Consider the following 15,587-nt stretch of genomic DNA (forward strand, 5'->3'; position numbering starts at 1 on the left):
CCCTGTGGGAGCGGGCTTGCCCGCGAAGGCGTCGGCTCAGACGCCGTCGATATCCGGCCCTTTCACCGTCTGGCTGATCTGCCCGTTCACACCCACCGGCACTTCACCCTTGAGCGTCACACGGCGCACGATCCGGTCCTGGGTCCCGTAGTCATCCACCGCATAATGCTGGGTGGAGCGGTTGTCCCAGATCGCCACGTCACCGGCCTTCCAGCGCCAGCGCACGATGTTTTCCTGGCGGATCACATGGCTTTGCAGCAACCCGAACAGGTGCGCCGAATCGGCCTGGGAATAGCCCTTGATGCGCTTGACGAAATGCCCCAGCAACAGGCTCTTCTCGCCGCTGATCGGGTGCACGCGCACCACCGGGTGTTCGGTCTCGTAGACCGTCGAGGTGAAGACCTTGCGATAGCGTTCCAGCTTCTCCGCCGAAACGTCCGGCCGGGTCCCGGCGTAGTCGTATTCGTTGCTGTGCACGGCGACCAGTTTGTCGGCCAGCTCACGCAGCTCCTCCGACAACCCGTTGTAGGCGGTGGCGGTGTTGGCCCACAGGGTGTCGCCACCGAAAGCCGGGGCCACCACCGAGCGCAGGATCGAGGCTTTGGGGTAGGCCTCGACGAAGGTCACGTCGGTGTGCCAGGAGCTCGCACGCTGGCCCTCGGCACCGTCCAGTTCCAGCAGAAAACGCGTGCCTTCACGCACCGGCACGGTCGGGTGCGCCACCGGTTCGCCGAGCAGGTGGGCGAACGCCTCCTGCCGCTGATCGTCGAGTTGGGTCTGCTCGCGGAAGAAGATCACTTTGTATTGCAGCAGCGCCTGTTGAATGGCTTCAACAGTGGCGGCATCCAGCTCGCCGGAAAGCTGTACGCCACTGATTTCGGCGCCGATGCGACCGGCCACCGGATGGATTTCAAGCGCGTGAACAGCGGGTTGTACTGCGAAAGCGGCATTGCTCATGGGTAGACCCTCATCAGACTGCTTGCGGTTGAACCGGCCGCGAAACACTGCTCTATCTATATTCTTTTTAGATCTAATAGATATCTGAATGCTTCGTTGACGGAATAAGAGGTTGCATTTAAAACCTCAGTCAACCCTCGTCGCAAATGCCTTCGAGCTATTTTTAGGATGCCGGAAAAGCATATGGATCTTCGCCAGTTGCGTTACTTCATCGCCCTCGACGAACACCGCAGTTTCGTGCGCGCGGCCGAGGCCATGGGCATTACCCAACCGGCCTTCAGCCGCAGCATCCAGGGGCTGGAGCAAGAGTTCGGCTGCGTGTTGGTGGACCGCGGCAACAAGGATTTGCGCCCCACCCCCGAAGGCCTGGTGGTGCTGCAACATGCCCGCAGCCTGGTGCAGGGTGCGGCGCTGCTCAGCTCGGAAGTGACGCAGATGACCAAGCTCGATGCCGGGGAACTGCGCTTCGGTTGCGGCCCGGCGCCGGCGGTAAAACTGGTGCCGGATGCGGTGGCGCAATTCATCAATGCACACCCGAAAGTGCGCACCTGCTTCGAAGTGGATAACTGGGAAAAACTCAGCCGCGCCCTGAGTCGTGAGGAGATCGAATTCTTCATCGCTGACATCCGCCATTTCGAGTCCGACCCGAACTTCCAGACCCAGGCGCTGACGCCCAAGCGTGGTGTATTTTTCTGCCGTCCGGGGCATCCGCTGCTGGCCAAGGAGAGCCTGTCGACCAACGACATGTTCGATTACCCGCTGGCGACCACGAAGATCCCGCCAGGCATTCGCAAACTGCTGGCGAACCTCAGTGGGCGGGTGGATTTTTCGCCGACCCTCGAGACCGAACATTTTCCGGCGCTGGTGAAGGTGGTGCTGCAATCGAATGCGATTGGCGTGGGCACGCAAGAAGCGTTTGTTGAAGACATTGCCCAGGGTGCGCTGGTGCTGCTGCACTGGCGTAATTTGCCGCAGAACATCGAGAGCATGAATGCGCGGTGCGGGATTGTCAGTCGCACCGGGTTCCGGTTGTCGCCGGCGGCGCGGGCGATGATCGAGACGTTGGTGGCGGTGGACAGGCAGCAGATCAGCGTCGCGGTTTGATGGCCCTATCGCGAGCAAGCTCGCTCCCACAGGGGATCTCTATCGGGCACAAAATTTGTGTACGACAAAAATCCAATGTGGGAGCGAGCTTGCTCGCGATGGGGCCAGTGAGCTCACTGAAAATTCAAAGTTTTGCCGCAGCCAACTCCGGCGCCACCCAATCCGTCACCTTGAACGACTTGCGAATCAGCTTCTGCTGCGACGCCAGGTCCACCGCATCCTGCAATTTGCCAAGGAACACCGGATCAAGTGTCGACGGGAATACCTCGCTCAATTTCTGATCCTTCAGATCCTGGCTGAGAATCACCGGCGGGTAACTCGCCAACCCCGACACCAACTGAACATAAGCGTCCTTGTTGCTGTCCTGGGTCAGCCACGCCACCGCTTGCTGTTGAGCCTTGAGCAGTGTGGCGACCGCCTCGGGGTGCTCGTCGACAAACTTCCCGGTCCCCACCAAAACGGCCTGAACACTGCCGGCGCCGCCCAGGTCCTTGGTGGTCAGAGGCAACTCGGCCAGTCCCTTGGCCTGTAATGCGGTGAGTCCGGAACCACCCCACGAGGCATCGATCTGCTTCGCCGCCAGCGCCGCCACCGCCGCGTTGAAGTCGAGGTTGATGACTTTCACATCCTTCTCGCTCAACCCCTGACTGGCCAGCGCCGCATCGAAGGACAACTGGCTGGCCGTGCCACGGAAGATCGCCACGCGCTTGCCCTTGAGGTCTTGCAGGGTCTTGATCCCCGAACCCGGTACCACGCCCAGGTAGTGCTTGACCCCGCGCGCCGAGGCGCTGAGCAATCGCGTATCCAGACCATTGGACTTGCCGATGATGGCTGCCAGGTCGCCGAGGTAGGCCAGGTCCACCTGACCGTTGGCGAACGCTTCGTTGATCACCGGGCCTGCGCCCTTGAAAAAGCTCCACTGAATCTTGATGCCTTGATCGGCAAAGGCCTTTTCGAAGATCTGTTGATCGCGCAACACATCCACTACACCACCACCACTGTGCTGGGTACCGGCACTCAGGTCCGGCACGGCGATGCGGATTTCCTTGAGCTCACCGGCGTTGGCCGTGAAGGCCAGCAGCCCCGCCAGGGCCGGTGCGGCGAACAGGCTGATGACACGTTTGAAGGGAAGGTTCATGGGTACGGCTCCTTGGGGCAACGGGCGTTGAGGAGCCGAAAGTAGGCCGAATCAGAACCAACACTTAAATACTATAAATTCACATTTTTAGATCATATGGATCTATATCAACACCGGCGGACCTCTCCGCCGGGTATGCCTTGGCAGCATCGAAAATATTCTTCGAATGCATTGGATGCAGCGGCTGATGGAGGCCTTAAATGGTCTCACTTATCTCTCAATAGCATTTACGTGAATTTTTATAGATCAATTTCGCATACACCTTAACCCCCTGTGGGAGCGAGCTTGCTCGCGATAGCGGTGTGTCATCCAGCACATAAGTCGCCTGACACACCCTCATCGCGAGCAAGCTCGCTCCCACAAAAAGCAGGCTTGCATTGCAACCCGACAACGGAGGTCACCCATGGCCCGTGTTTCCCTTCTAAGCCTGCCGCTGGCCGCACCTCGGCTTGATGGTCGACGACATTGGCCGACGCTGAGCCAGCGGCTCTTGCCCTGGCTATTACCCCTCAGCCTGTTTGCCCTCTGGTGGCTCGCCAGCCGCAACCACTGGATGAGCGAGCAGATCCTGCCGGCGCCGACCCTGGTCTGGAGCAGCGCCATTGAATTGTCCCAAGGCGAGCTGTGGAGCCATTTGTGGATCAGCCTGCAACGTTTGTCCTGGGGCCTGCTCGCGGGGATCAGTGTCGGTGCGGTATTGGGCGCGGCGCTGGGTTTCAGTCGTACGCTCGAACGCCTGGTGTTTCCCACCTTCGCCGGGTTGGCGCAAGTCCCGACCCTGGCCTGGATTCCCTTGTTCATGGTGTTTTTCGGCATCGGTGAAGTGCTGAAGCTGGTGGTGTTGATCAAGGCCATCGTGGTGCCGGTGACCCTGCACACACTGGTCGGCGTGCGCGACGCGCAACCCAGGCTGCGCGAAGCCGCCGCCGTGTTGCGCCTGCCCAGGCACCTGTTGATCCGCCGCCTGGTGCTGCCTGCCGCACTGCCGGCCTTCATGGCCGGTGTGCGCCTTGCGCTGGCCGCCGGATGGACCTCGCTGCTCGCTGTCGAACTGCTCGCGTCCAGCGAAGGCATCGGCTACCTGATGGTCTGGGCACGGCAGTTGTTCATGCTCGACATCGTCTTCGTGTGCATCGTGGTGATCGGCTTGATCGGCATGGCGATGGACCGCGGCATCGGCCTGCTGGACAGGACGCTGGTGCACTGGCCGCACCCGGCCACCGCCGAAATCCGTCGCGGGCCGCGATACCAAGGCTGGCAACGCCTGCAACCGTGGCTGCTGCCATTGGCGCTGCTGGCGTTGTGGCAACTGAGCTCGGATCAGCAGTGGATTGACCCGAACATTCTGGTCAGCCCGCTGGCCGTCCTGCACACCACCTGGCATGGCCTGCTCGACGGCACGCTGATTGGCGGCATGGCCCTGAGCCTGGGCCGAACCCTTGGCGGGCTGCTGCTCGGTGGCGGGCTCGGCTTTGCTCTGGGCCTGCTGCTTGGACTGTCGCACACCAGTGAACGCGTGCTCGGCCCGACCTTCGCCGCCCTCCGCCAAATCGCCATATTCGCCTGGGTGCCGCTGCTCACCGCGTGGTTCGGCCTGGGGGAATTGGCCAAGTGGGTGTTCGTCGCCCTCGCCGCGTTTTTCCCGCTGTTCATCGCCACCCAACGCAGCGTCGCCAATCTCTCGCCACAACTCAACGAGGCCGCCCAAGTGTTGCGCCTGAATCTGCGCCAGCGCCTCGGTCGATTGGTGTTGCCGGGGGCGGCGCCGGGAATTTTCGCAGGCCTTCGCCTGAGCCTGATCTACGCCTGGCTCGGCACCATCGGCGCCGAATATTTCATGCCGTCCAACGGCGGCATCGGCAGCCAGATGATCGGCGCCCAGCAACTGCTGCGCATGGACCTGATCATGGCCGGCATGCTGCTGGTGGGCCTGACCGGCGCCCTGCTCAACCTCATTGGTCAACGCCTGGAAATCCGCGCCACTCGCTGGAGACACGCATGAACGCACCGATTGTCAGCTTCAATCACGTGGGCAAGACCTTCGACGTCGACGGCTTCGAACTGGAGGCCATTCGCGAATTCAACCTGGACATCGCCGAGGGCGAGTTCGTCGCCATCGTCGGCTCCAGCGGTTGCGGAAAATCCACTTTACTGCGGCTGTTGGTGGGCCTGGATACGCAATTTCGCGGGCAAATCACCGTGGACGGAAAAGCCGTCAGCGGCATCGGTGGCGAGCGCGGCATCGTCTTTCAGGAACACCGTTTGTTCCCGTGGCTGAGCGTGGCCGACAACATCGGCCTGGGCCTGGTCAACGAACCATTGAGCGCCGCGCAAAAGCACCGGCGTATCCATGACTTCATCGAGCTGGTGGGCCTCGGCGACTTCGCCCGCGCCTATCCGCACCAGCTCTCCGGCGGCATGGCGCAGCGCGTGGCCATCGCCCGCGGCCTGGTGGCCAGCCCACGGATTCTGCTGCTGGACGAGCCCTTCGGTGCCCTCGACGCGCTGACCCGCCAGCAGATGCAGGACGAACTGCTGGCGATCCGCGCGCGGGCAAAAATCACCACAGTGCTGGTCACCCACGATGTCGAGGAAGCGATCTTCCTCGCCGATCGCGTGGTGGTGATGGAGCCGCGCCCCGGGCGGATCAAGCAAGTGGTCGACATTGCCCTGCCCCATCCGCGCCAGCGCAGCAGTTTCGACTTCCACCAATTGCGCGAAGAACTGCTTCACGAACTCACCAGCGACGGTCACTACCAGCCCCCCGTGCCGGTGCAGGTCCGCGATCTGCCGCTGTCCTTCATTGCCTACTGAAAAAGGAAATGCTTGATGCCGCAACGTCCCAACTTTTTAGTGATCCTGGCCGATGACCTGGGCTTTTCCGACCTCGGCGCCTTCGGCGGCGAAATCAATACGCCGAACCTCGATGCCCTGGCCAACAATGGCCTGCGCCTTACCGATTTCCACACCGCACCGACCTGCTCGCCGACCCGCTCGATGCTGCTCACCGGCACCGATCACCACATCGCCGGCATCGGCACCATGGCCGAAGCCCTGACCCCGGACCTGATCGGCAAGCCCGGCTACGAAGGGCACTTGAACGACCGCGTGGTCGCCCTGCCCGAGCTGCTGCGCGAGGCGGGTTACCAGACGTTGATGAGCGGCAAATGGCACCTGGGCCTGACCGCAGAACGGGCGCCCCACGCCCGGGGTTTCGAGCGTTCGTTTTCGCTGTTGCCCGGTGCGGCCAACCATTACGGCTTCGAGCCGACCTACGATGAGACGACGCCACGGCTGCTGAAATCCACGCCGGCACTGTATATCGAAGACGACCGGTTCATCGACGAACTGCCGAAGGATTTTTATTCCTCCGACGCCTTCGGCGACAAGCTGCTGCAATACCTCAAGGAGCGCGACCAGACCCGGCCGTTCTTCGCCTACCTGCCCTTTTCCGCACCGCACTGGCCGTTGCAGGCACCGGCCGAGGTGGTGGAAAAATACCGCGGGCGCTATGACGCCGGCCCTGAAGTGCTGCGCCTGGAACGTCTGGAAAAACTCAAGAAGCTGGGATTGATCGAGGCCGATGTCGAGCCGCATCCACTGATCCAGTTGACTGCACAGTGGGATGCCCTGAGCGATGAGCAACGGCAGATTTCCGCGCGGGCCATGGAGGTTTACGCGGCGATGGTCGAGCGCATGGACTGGAACATCGGGCGTGTCGTCGATTACCTGCGCCAGCAGGGACAACTGGACAACACCTTCATCCTGTTCATGTCCGATAACGGTGCCGAAGGGGCATTGCTGGAGGCTTTCCCGAAATTCGGTCCGCAGTTGCTGACCTATCTCAACCAGCATTACGACAACAGCCTGGACAACATCGGCCGCGCCAACTCCTACGTCTGGTACGGACCGAACTGGGCGCAAGTGGCGACCGCGCCGTCGCGACTGTTCAAGGCCTTCACCACCGAAGGCGGGATTCGCGTGCCGGCGGTGGTGCATTACCCGCAGCTGCCGCTCAAGGGCCAGATCAGCCATGGGTTTGGCACGGTGATGGACATCACGCCGACCATTCTCGACCTGGCCGGCGTGCGCCATCCGGGCAAGCAATGGCACGGCAAACCCGTGGCGCAAGTTCGCGGGAAGTCGTGGCTGGGGTTCCTGTCGGGCGAGACGGCGCACGTGCATGACGAGCACACCGTGACCGGGTGGGAATTGTTCGGTCGGCGGGCGATTCGGCAGGGGCAATGGAAGGCGGTGTACATCCCGGGACCGGTGGGGCCGGCGACCTGGCAGCTGTATGACCTGGGCAGTGATCCGGGGGAGATTCATGACCTGGCGTCGAGCCAGCCGCAGCGGCTCAGTGCCTTGATCGAGCATTGGCAGCGGTATGTGGATGAGACTGGGGTGATCCTGAGTGAGTCGCCGTTTCAGCCGGATTGATACTGCCTGAACCGGCCCCTTCGCGGGCAAGCCCGCTCCCACAGGTTTCTGCGGTGAATGCAAAATTTGCTTTCAACACAAATCACTGTGGGAGCGGGCTTGCTCGCGAAGAGGCCCTTACAGACAACCCTTAAGCCTGAGCCGTACGCCCCTTTTCCGCGACCAACTCTTCCCTGCGCTCAAACCGATTCGCCCGCGCAAACGTACCGAAATCATTGAACCGCACACCCATCTCGCGCATGACCTTGTGCGCCACCGGCACGGTCAACTGGCGGATGTAGAACGGTTCCTTCACCACAAAGTGATGGATCCCGTGGCTGCTGCCGAAGTTGAAGCAGAACGCCTGCAGCGGCCACAGCCAAGGGGCATTGAGTACCTGGCATTGCTGCATCACGTTGCCCGGCTCCACGTCACCGTAGTAATGCATGTTCGAGCTGATGAAGTGCAGGCAGAAGGTGCGCAACACGTTCGGGCCGATGATCACGACAGCCGCGATGTCGATCACCTGCATCACCGACAACGTCGTCGCCGACCACTCGATCGGTGCGCCCATCAGGTGCGCAACACCGTTCGCTGCGTGGAAACCGAGAAACACGTACCACGCGCCCCAATGCATCAACGCCAGCGGTGCGTAGACCTTCAGCGTGCGTTTGATGATGCTGAACTTCATTGCCCAGGTCTTGGCCCGCAGCATGCGGATGACCGAGGACATGATGTTGTCACCGATCATCAACAGCCGCGCAAAACCCCAGGGTTCGCCATTGGTGATGGCGCGCTCTTCCGTGTCGGTCTCAGAGCCCGACACCTTGTGGTGATTGAGGTGCAGATGGCGGCGAATCCAGGGGTTGATGGTGCTCGGCCGCGCCAGCCACACCAATCCCATCATCAGGTTGTGCGGCACTTTCTGCTTGCGAAAGTACATGCTGTGGATCAGGTCGTGTTCCAGCTCATGGGTCAGCGAGGCGAAAAAAGCGTTGAGCAACAGGCACGCCCACCAGGCCATGTACCCGCTCATGTAGAGCGCCGCCGAACCGACCATACCGGCGATGGCGAAGGTCAGAATGCCTGCGCCGAGGGCGTCCTGATGCTTGAGAATCGGGTATTTCTCACGCAATTCGACACCTCTGGCCAGCACCACTTCACGGATATGGGCTGAACGTTGGGCTGCATTCAGTCGTTGGGGGCTTGCAGAAGTACGGTCCATGCTTCCATCCTCTGGTTATTGATGGTTGCATCCTGCCTTGCGGAACCTCGCAATGCGGTAGCCGTGAACGCCAACCTGTTGACTGGAAGCGCCAATCAGCATGACTGAACCGACCTCCCTCGCCAGCTGGACCCGCGCCCTGCGCAAGCAACTCGATGCCCTTGGCATTGACAGCACCGCCCTGTGCCAGCAAGCGGGGCTCGACCCGCAACTGATGGACGACCCGAACGCGCGTTATCCCCTGTCAGGCACCACACACCTGTGGAATCTGGCAGTGCAGGCCAGCGGCGACCCGGCGATCGGTTTGCGGGTTTCGCGCTTCGTCAGTCCGACCACCTTCCATGCGCTAGGGTATGCACTGGTGGCCAGCGGCAGCCTGCGGGAAGTGTTCGAGCGCATCGTGCGCTATCACCAGGTGGTCAGTGATGCCCTGGAGCTGGAACTGACTCGCGCCGAGGATCGCTACCGTTTCCGTCTGAAAATCCCCGTTGGCAATCCCGCCCCGGCCTTCGAAGCCATCGATGCGTTCATGGCGATTTACGTGCGCACCTGCCGCAATCGCCTGGGCCGCGACTACGCACCGCTGGAGACTTACCTGCGCCGCCCGGAGCCGGCAGACGCGCACCAATGGCATAAAGTCTTTCGCTCGCCCGTGCACTTCGGTGCCGACGAGGATCGGCTTGAGTTCGCCCTCATCGACTTCGACAGCCACCTGGACGACGCCAACCCGGAACTGGCCGAACACAACGAAACCGTGCTCGAGCGCACCCTGGCGCAACTCAAGCCGCTGACGTGGGAGCGCAAGGTCCGCGACGCCATTGAAGAACAACTGCCCGAAGGCGAACCCAGCGCCGAACACATCGCCAAGGCCCTGCACCTGAGCCTGCGCAGCCTGCAACGGCACCTGGCGGACGAGGGCTGCCGGTTCGATACGCTGCTCAACGAAAGCCGCGAAAACCTCGCGCTGCTGCACCTGCGGGACCCGCAGGTGTCGCTGAGCGAAATCAGTTATTTGCTCGGGTTTGCCGATACCAGCAGCTTCAGTCGTGCATTCAAGCGTTGGACAGGGATGACACCGGGGCAGTTTCGGGATGGGTTGCGCTGATGGATTCGGAAGGTGAGTTGGCTGGTCTGGCCCCATCGTCGGAACGCCGCCCGGAGCAAGCCCGCTCCCACAGGTTTTTCGGTGACCACAAATCTCTGATTCACCCAGCCCCCCTGTGGGAGCGAGCTTGCTCGCGATAGCGGACTTTCAGTCGACATACCTGGAGACTGACACACCGTCATCGCGAGCAAGCTCGCTCCCACAAGGGATATGCGTCGAGTTTCAGATTGTGGCCAGTGTCCGCAACCGCTCGGCATCGAGGATTTCGATTTCGCCGTAACTCAGCCCGATGATCCCCTGCCCCTGCAACTCCTTGAGAATCTGGTTGGTGGTCTGGCGCGACAGCGACAGCATGGCGGCAAGCTGCTCCTGGGGCAGTTGCAGGACGCGTCGCGGCGGGGCGGTCTCGCCATAGCCTTCGGCGATCATCAGCAAGCGGTGCGCCAGCCGTGCCGGAGCCGGCAACAGGCTCAGCTGTTCGAGATTGATGAAGGTCATGCGCAATTTCTGGCTCATTAGCAATGCCAGTTGCCGCCAGTGCTGCGGATGCTCGTCGAGCAACGTGAGCAAGGTGTGCTGGGGAATGTGCAGCAGTGTGCACTGGCCCACGCCGTAGGCATCGTGGGTGCGTGGCTGACCATCGAACAGGCAGATCTCGCCGAACCAGTGCGGCGGCTCCACCAGGCTCAGCAAGGCTTCCTTGCCCTGCTCGTTCACGGCACCGACGCGTACCGCGCCTTCAAGCACCGCGTACAGGCCGCAGGGCGGATCGCCACGCTTGAACAGCCGCTGGCCCGGCGACAACCGCCGCAGTCTGGCCACCGACAGCAGGCTATCCTGTAGGGAAACAGGCAAATGGCTGAACCACTGACCGCTCATCAGGCGTGGGCGCCAGACCTGCATATCCATGAAAACTCCTAGAGATTGTCGCCTGGCTGACAGAGCGGGAAGTGGCCCCGGGGCATGATCAATCACCCCACAGGAGAACAACAATGAAAAGCCTCGTCGACCACCTCAGTCAATACGCCGCCTACCACCGTGACCCGCGCAACATTGCATCGCACTTTATCGGCATTCCGCTGATCGTGGTTGCCGTCGCGGTGTTGCTGTCCCGGCCGCAGTGGTCGCTGGGTGGCGTGTGGCTGTCACCGGCGGTGCTCGTTTCGCTGGCATCGGCGTGGTTTTACCTGCGCCTGGAATTGCGCCTGGGCGTATTGATGACCCTGTTGCTCGGGCTGAGTGTCTGGGGCGGCCATGCGCTGGCACAGCAAAGCACGCTGGTCTGGCTGGGCAGCGGCGTGGTGATGTTCGTGATCGGTTGGGCGATCCAGTTTGTCGGCCATCACTACGAAGGGCGCAAACCGGCCTTCGTCGATGACGTGACCGGGTTGATTGTCGGACCGTTGTTTGTGGTGGCGGAACTGGCGTTCATGCTGGGGATGCGGCGTGAGCTCAAAGAGCAGATCGAGGCGCGGGCGGGTGGGGTGCGCCTCAATCCGAAGCGTGCAGCTGTCTAGATCGCATTCGCGGGCAAGCCCGCTCCCACACTGATTTGCGTCGTTCACAAATCCAATGTGGGAGCGGGCTTGCTCGCGAAGCTTTTGCCTTAGATGTTGGCGACTTTCTGCCAAACCTTCGGCTTGAAGAACAGCGTTTCACCCTTCGCCAACCCGATCAGGCTGTCGTGATCCTTGACCACTTCGGCCTCGATCAGATCGCTCTGCCCTTCGACCTTCAGCGTTACCCGCGTTGTCGCGCCCAGCGGACGAATATCGCGCACTTCGGCCGCGTGGTGATCTTCCAGTTCATGGCGCGACAGTGACACTTCGTGCGGGCGGAACAGCACGTGGTGGTCTTCGCCAAGGTGCAGGCGGTTCGAATCGCCGAGGAAGTGATAGACGAAGTCGCTGGCCGGGTTTTCGTAGACGTCACCCGGTGAACCGATCTGCTCGATCACACCCTTGTTCATCACCACGATACGGTCGGCGACTTCCATCGCTTCTTCCTGGTCGTGGGTCACGAACACCGAGGTCAGGTTGATGTCTTCGTGCAGACGCGCCAGCCAGCGGCGCAGTTCCTTGCGAACCTTGGCGTCGAGGGCGCCGAAAGGTTCGTCGAGCAGCAGCACTTTCGGCTCCACCGCCAGCGCCCGGGCCAAGGCAATGCGCTGACGCTGACCACCGGAAAGTTGCTCCGGATAGCGATCCGACAACCAGTCCAGTTGCACCATGTTGAGCAGCTCGTGAACCTTGGTTGCGATCTGGCTTTCGCTCGGGCGCTGGTTTTTCGGCTTCATGCGCAGGCCGAACGCGACGTTGTCGAACACCGTCATGTGGCGGAACAGGGCGTAGTGCTGGAACACGAAACCGACGTTGCGATCACGCACATCGTGACCGGAAACGTCTTCACCGTGGAACACGATGTTGCCTTTGTCCGGGGTTTCCAGGCCGGCGATGATCCGCAGCAGCGTGGTCTTGCCGCAGCCCGACGGACCGAGCAACGCGACGAGTTCGCCGCTCTGGATGTCCAGGCTGATGTTGTCCAGCGCCTTGAACGCGTTGAAATTCTTGCTGACGTTACGCACTTCGATCGACATGAATTATTCCTCCGCGGCGCTGGCGCGCAGGCGGTTAATACGGTTTTCGCTCCACTGCTTGAGCAGCAGGATGAAGAGCGCCAGGATCAGCAACAGGCTCGCCACGGCGAACGCGGCCACGTGGTTGTATTCGTTGTAGAGGATCTCGACGTGCAACGGCAGGGTGTTGGTCACCCCGCGAATGTGCCCGGACACCACCGACACCGCACCGAATTCCCCCATGGCCCGCGCAGTGCACAACACCACGCCATAAATCAGGCCCCATTTGATGTTGGGTACGGTGACGTGCCAGAACATCTGCCAGCCATTGGCGCCGAGCAGGCGCGCGGCCTCCTCTTCCTGAGTGCCTTGTTCCTGCATCAACGGGATCAGTTCACGGGCCACGAACGGCACAGTGACGAAGATCGTCGCCAGCACGATGCCCGGCAGGGCGAAGACGATCTGGATGTCGTGATCCTGCAGCCATGGGCCAAACAGGCCCTGGGCGCCGAACATCAGCACATAGACCAGGCCGGCGATTACCGGCGACACAGAGAACGGCAGGTCGATCAGCGTCACCAGCATGCTCTTGCCGCGGAACGAGTACTTGCTCACGCACCACGCAGCGCTGACGCCGAACACCAGGTTCAACGGCACCGAAATCAGTACGGCGATGACCGTGAGTTTCAGTGCCGACAGCGCGTCCGGCTCAAAGATCGCGGTGAAGAACGCACCGAGGCCGAGTTTCAGGCCCTGGGACACCACGATGAACAGCGGCAGCAACAGGAACAGCGCAAAAATCAGCCAGCCAAGGCCGATCAGGATTCGCCGCGAAGTCGCGCTGCCACGGCGGGCAGCGTTCGAGGAAGCGGCAGCAATAGACGATTGGGACATGGGTGCGCCTCTTTATGGGGTTTCGATGCGCCGCTGCAACAAGTTGATCAGCAGCAACAGGACGAAGGAAACCACCAGCATCAGTACACCAATGGAGGTAGCGCCGGTGTAATCGTATTGGTCGAGTTTGACCATGATCAGCAGCGGCAGAATCTCGGTTTTCATCGGCATGTTACCGGCGATGAAAATCACCGAACCATACTCGCCAACCCCGCGGGCAAAGGCCAACGCGAAACCGGTCAGCCAAGCAGGCAGCAGTGCCGGCAGCAGGATATGGCGGAAAACCTGCAAGGGTTTTGCACCCAGGCACGCCGCTGCTTCTTCGACTTCACGAGGAATGTCCGCCAATACTGGCTGTACGGTACGTACTACGAATGGAAGTGTCACAAAAGTGAGGGCAAGGGTGATGCCCAGGGGGGTGTAGGCGATCTTGAAACCCAGATCCGCTGCAAACTGACCGACCAGGCCGGTAGGGGTGTACAGCGCCGTCAGTGCAATACCGGCCACCGCCGTGGGCAATGCGAACGGCAAGTCGATCATTGCATCGATCACTTTTCGTCCAGGGAAGGTATAGCGCACCAATACCCAGGCCAGCAGCGTGCCGATGATGCCGTTGATGATGGCGGCACACAGGGCGGTGCCGAAGCTGAGCTTCAACGCCGCCAGCACCCGTGGCGCCGAGATGATTGCCCAGAACTGATCCCAGGTGAGTTGAGCGGCATGCACGAACATCGCCGCCAGTGGTATGAGCACAATCAGGCTGAGGTACACCAAGGTGTAGCCCAGCGTCAGCCCGAAGCCGGGTATGACGGGGGAGATACGACGCGACATAAAAGTCCTTGGTTAAAAAGCGATCTGCTAAACCCACTCATGTGGGAGCGGGCTTGCTCGCGAAAGCAGTGTGTCAGTCAACGTTAATGCCGCCTGATACACCGTCTTCGCGAGCAAGCCCGCTCCCACATGTTAAGCACCTTAGCTGACTTGCATCGGGGCTCGTAGTGGCTATTTAAGATTACTGCGCCTGGTAGATCTGGTCGAACACCCCGCCGTCATTGAAGAATTTCGGCTGCGCGCTTTTCCAGCCGCCGAAGTCCTTGTCGATGCTTACCAGCTCCAGTTTCGGGAACTGCTGGGCATACTTGGCGGCCACGTCCTTGTCACGCGGGCGATAGAAGTTCTTCGCCGCAATTTCCTGGCCGGCCGGGCTGTACAGGTGCTTGAGGTAGGCTTCGGCGATCTGCTCGTTGCCCTTTTTCTCGGCATTCTTGTCGACCACCGCCACTGGTGGCTCGGCAAGGATCGACAGCGAAGGCACGACGATGTCGAACTTGTCAGCGCCGCCCTCTTCTTTCAGGGCCAGGAAGGCTTCGTTTTCCCAGGCCAGCAACACATCGCCCTGACCGTTGTTGACGAAAGTAATGGTCGAGCCGCGGGCGCCGGTGTCCAGCACGGGCACGTGCTTGAACAGGGTTTGCACGTATTCCTTGGCCTTGGCTTCGTCGCCGCCATTGGCTTTGAGGCCATAGGCCCAGGCCGCGAGGAAGTTCCAGCGCGCACCGCCGGAGGTTTTCGGGTTCGGCGTGATCACCGAAACGTCATTCTTGACCAGGTCACCCCAATCCTTGATGCCTTTAGGGTTGCCCTTGCGCACCAGGAACACGATGGTCGAAGTGTAAGGCGTGCTTGCGTCCGGCAGGCGCTTTTGCCAGTCAGCCGGCAGGGTCTTGCCGAGCTTGGCGATCTCGTCGATGTCACCGGCCAGGGCCAGGGTAACGACGTCGGCGCGCAGGCCATCGATCACCGCCCGGCCTTGCTTGCCCGAGCCACCATGGGATTGCTGGATTTTCACGGTGTCGCCGGCATGTTCCTTTTGCCAGAACTTCACGAATTCGGCGTTGTAGTCCTGGTACAGCTCGCGGGTCGGGTCGTACGACACGTTGAGCAGTTCGTAGTCCTTGGCAACTGCAGAACCGGCAAAAAGGGCGCTGGCCAGGGCGGCCAAAGCGAAATGACGAATCGACGACATGGTGAAAGCTCCTGGGATTCTTGGTATTGGCTTTTTATGATCTGGAATCTGGTTGCCCGCTCAAAGATCGCAGCCTTCGGCAGCTCCTACACAGTTCCCGTAGGAGCTGCCGCAGGCTGCGATCTTTTGATCTTTAAAACAAAA

General features: G+C 61.2%; 14 protein-coding genes. 6 read left to right on the forward strand and 8 right to left on the reverse strand.

The window, feature by feature from the left end:
* Positions 1-36: 36 nt before the first annotated feature.
* Positions 37-957, reverse strand: coding sequence for a TauD/TfdA dioxygenase family protein (locus tag PMI26_RS20070; protein ID WP_007972935.1), 921 nt, complete (start codon positions 955-957; stop codon positions 37-39).
* Between the two features lie 183 nt (positions 958-1,140).
* Here PMI26_RS20070 and PMI26_RS20065 point away from each other — a divergent pair, with 183 nt between their 5' ends.
* Complete coding sequence (locus tag PMI26_RS20065) at positions 1,141-2,061, forward strand: LysR family transcriptional regulator (RefSeq protein WP_007972936.1); 921 nt, start codon at positions 1,141-1,143, stop codon at positions 2,059-2,061.
* Positions 2,062-2,185: 124 nt separating this feature from the next.
* Here PMI26_RS20065 and PMI26_RS20060 read toward each other — a convergent pair whose 3' ends face one another.
* Positions 2,186-3,199, reverse strand: coding sequence for an ABC transporter substrate-binding protein (locus PMI26_RS20060; RefSeq protein ID WP_007972938.1), 1,014 nt, complete (start codon positions 3,197-3,199; stop codon positions 2,186-2,188).
* A gap of 403 nt (positions 3,200-3,602) precedes the next feature.
* Here PMI26_RS20060 and PMI26_RS20055 point away from each other — a divergent pair, with 403 nt between their 5' ends.
* From PMI26_RS20055 to PMI26_RS20045, 3 genes are read left to right on the forward strand one after another with little or no spacing between them, the layout of a single operon-like run.
* Positions 3,603-5,201, forward strand: coding sequence for an ABC transporter permease (locus PMI26_RS20055; RefSeq protein WP_007972940.1), 1,599 nt, complete (start codon positions 3,603-3,605; stop codon positions 5,199-5,201).
* Positions 5,198-6,013: an ABC transporter ATP-binding protein gene (locus PMI26_RS20050; protein WP_007972942.1), complete on the forward strand. Its 816-nt coding sequence runs from the start codon at positions 5,198-5,200 to the stop codon at positions 6,011-6,013. The genes PMI26_RS20055 and PMI26_RS20050 overlap by 4 nt, the downstream gene beginning before the upstream one ends.
* A gap of 15 nt (positions 6,014-6,028) precedes the next feature.
* A complete protein-coding gene (locus PMI26_RS20045; protein ID WP_007972944.1) occupies positions 6,029-7,639 on the forward strand; it encodes an arylsulfatase in 1,611 nt (536 codons plus the stop codon).
* A 130-nt stretch (positions 7,640-7,769) separates the two neighbouring features.
* Here the strand turns inward: PMI26_RS20045 and PMI26_RS20040 are convergent, their stop codons facing one another.
* A complete protein-coding gene (locus tag PMI26_RS20040) occupies positions 7,770-8,843 on the reverse strand; it encodes a fatty acid desaturase (protein ID WP_007972945.1) in 1,074 nt (357 codons plus the stop codon).
* A gap of 100 nt (positions 8,844-8,943) precedes the next feature.
* Between PMI26_RS20040 and PMI26_RS20035 the strand changes: the two genes are divergently transcribed.
* The gene (locus PMI26_RS20035; protein ID WP_007972947.1) at positions 8,944-9,948 is read left to right on the forward strand and encodes an AraC family transcriptional regulator; all 1,005 of its coding nucleotides are present in this window, start codon (positions 8,944-8,946) and stop codon (positions 9,946-9,948) included.
* Between the two features lie 222 nt (positions 9,949-10,170).
* Here PMI26_RS20035 and PMI26_RS20030 read toward each other — a convergent pair whose 3' ends face one another.
* Positions 10,171-10,857: a Crp/Fnr family transcriptional regulator gene (locus PMI26_RS20030; RefSeq protein WP_007972949.1), complete on the reverse strand. Its 687-nt coding sequence runs from the start codon at positions 10,855-10,857 to the stop codon at positions 10,171-10,173.
* An 83-nt stretch (positions 10,858-10,940) separates the two neighbouring features.
* Here PMI26_RS20030 and PMI26_RS20025 point away from each other — a divergent pair, with 83 nt between their 5' ends.
* Positions 10,941-11,465, forward strand: a complete 525-nt coding sequence (locus PMI26_RS20025) for an Mpo1 family 2-hydroxy fatty acid dioxygenase (protein WP_007972951.1) — start codon at positions 10,941-10,943, stop codon at positions 11,463-11,465.
* A gap of 89 nt (positions 11,466-11,554) precedes the next feature.
* On the opposite strand, the gene PMI26_RS20020 is transcribed toward PMI26_RS20025, so the two are convergent.
* The 4 genes from PMI26_RS20020 to PMI26_RS20005 all read right to left on the reverse strand — a co-directional run bounded on the left by PMI26_RS20020 (position 11,555) and on the right by PMI26_RS20005 (position 15,443).
* Complete coding sequence (locus PMI26_RS20020; protein WP_007972953.1) at positions 11,555-12,544, reverse strand: sulfate/molybdate ABC transporter ATP-binding protein; 990 nt, start codon at positions 12,542-12,544, stop codon at positions 11,555-11,557.
* Between the two features lie 3 nt (positions 12,545-12,547).
* Positions 12,548-13,417 (reverse strand): sulfate ABC transporter permease subunit CysW, encoded by an 870-nt coding sequence (cysW, locus tag PMI26_RS20015; protein ID WP_007972954.1) that lies wholly within the window; start codon positions 13,415-13,417, stop codon positions 12,548-12,550.
* Between the two features lie 12 nt (positions 13,418-13,429).
* Positions 13,430-14,248: a sulfate ABC transporter permease subunit CysT gene (gene cysT / locus PMI26_RS20010; RefSeq protein WP_007972956.1), complete on the reverse strand. Its 819-nt coding sequence runs from the start codon at positions 14,246-14,248 to the stop codon at positions 13,430-13,432.
* Positions 14,249-14,429: 181 nt separating this feature from the next.
* Positions 14,430-15,443 (reverse strand): sulfate ABC transporter substrate-binding protein, encoded by a 1,014-nt coding sequence (locus tag PMI26_RS20005; protein WP_007972957.1) that lies wholly within the window; start codon positions 15,441-15,443, stop codon positions 14,430-14,432.
* Positions 15,444-15,587: the final 144 nt, after the last annotated feature.

The sequence above is a fragment of the Pseudomonas sp. GM33 genome, from assembly GCF_000282295.1.
Taxonomy (GTDB): domain Bacteria; phylum Pseudomonadota; class Gammaproteobacteria; order Pseudomonadales; family Pseudomonadaceae; genus Aquipseudomonas; species Aquipseudomonas laurylsulfatiphila.